Origin of the sequence: Gilliamella intestini (assembly GCF_900094935.1) — a bacterium.
Lineage (GTDB): Bacteria > Pseudomonadota > Gammaproteobacteria > Enterobacterales > Orbaceae > Gilliamella > Gilliamella intestini.
Window position 1 is genome coordinate 1 of sequence record NZ_FMBA01000111.1, and the last position, 1253, is coordinate 1253.

Sequence of the window (1253 nt, forward strand, 5' to 3'; positions counted from 1 at the left end):
TCTATCAGCAATTTCTTTACTCTGACTGTGAGCTAAAATATATTCTGCTTTCTCGAACAACTGAAATCTAGCTATTTCTGACCAGCGAACAATATATTTTTGCTTCATCGATTTAACACCTTATGCAAATCAGCTATTACTTCTTCGTGTGAATACGTTTTAATTTCACCACTCAGAACCCCTTGTAAAAAGCGTTGTTCTTCAGTTAAAGATTGATCAAAAGCTAGTAAAACCTTGTCTTGAAAAACAACTTGTTGCAGTTGTTTTTTTTGTTGAGATTGTTGCATAAAGTATCTCCTATTTGGTAAAACTTTATTACGAACCATATATATTCGTTATATAAATATAATTAAGTCTTAGTAAAGACAGCTCAATTATAGCAATAAAAAAATAAATATTATTAAATTAGTAATCATTATCAAGATGTAAACAGTTAATCAGCATATCCAAGATAATATTTGCAGTCTTCAATTGCGATTTGTATATCCTCATTATCTTGGTCTTTTCTTCTCTCAAGTGCTTCTAACCACCGTTTAACATCTTTTTTGTCAGGGAAACCCATATCGCAAACCGCTATACTAATGCTTCCACCTACCAGATCAGCGTCTGGATTATGTTCTATGTCATAAGCCTCTAGGGCTTTTTCTTCTTCCGTCATCGTTTTCATAATAAGCCTATAAATATTTATTAAGAATTTTGATTAGGGTGTTACGTTGCTTATCAGATAGCCAACTAAACGAGCCATTCAGATCATATTTAGCTTTCATATCATTTAAGAATTTAGATTCAAAACTTGATAGCGTTATTTTGCTCATAGAAGCGATATTAAGAGCCTTAGTTAACTTGGCGTATGTTTCATTGTCTAAATTGGTTTGTGGGCTTTGTGGGGCGTTTGATGGCGTTATATCGTCTTGTTTGCTTAATTCCTTAATCAAGTCTATTTGTTTGTCTAACTCAACTTGAAAAATCAATGTGTCAACTGGTCGCCCTTTCTTTTCAATTACTAACTTCATGTTACTGTAATTGTTGATATCATTAGATACTTTACTTAATACCCAATGATTAAAAATCTTAAATTCAGAATATCTATTTTCAAGCATTAACATAAATTTAAATTCATCAATGCTTATTTGAATATTAGCTCTATTTGTTTTTCGTTGAGTTAATTCTTTTAAAAGCCATTCATAAACACGCATTGAATACTTATTTTCAAAGGCTTTAACGTGTTCGAGGTTATATTTTATAAATTTTTT

At 30.8% G+C, this 1253-nt stretch carries 2 protein-coding genes and 1 pseudogene; all 3 read right to left on the bottom strand.

All coding sequences use genetic code 11. The features are described 5' to 3' along the window. Window positions 1-104 precede the first annotated feature (104 nt). Window positions 105-287, bottom strand: coding sequence for a hypothetical protein (locus GA0061080_RS12300; protein WP_091126261.1), 183 nt, complete (start codon window positions 285-287; stop codon window positions 105-107). Between the two features lie 146 nt (window positions 288-433). Next, the gene (locus GA0061080_RS12305; RefSeq protein ID WP_091126264.1) at window positions 434-667 is read right to left on the bottom strand and encodes a hypothetical protein; all 234 of its coding nucleotides are present in this window, start codon (window positions 665-667) and stop codon (window positions 434-436) included. Window positions 668-674: 7 nt separating this feature from the next. Beyond that, window positions 675-1253: pseudogene (locus GA0061080_RS12310) on the bottom strand (replication initiation protein); the annotation flags it as partial.

Bases quoted from the DNA above. Each gene is read 5' to 3' on its own strand.
- GA0061080_RS12300 (WP_091126261.1), bottom strand. From the start codon at position 287: ATGCAACAATCTCAACAAAAAAAACAACTGCAACAAGTTGTTTTTCAA.
- GA0061080_RS12305 (WP_091126264.1), bottom strand. From the start codon at position 667: ATGAAAACGATGACGGAAGAAGAAAAAGCCCTAGAGGCTTATGACATA.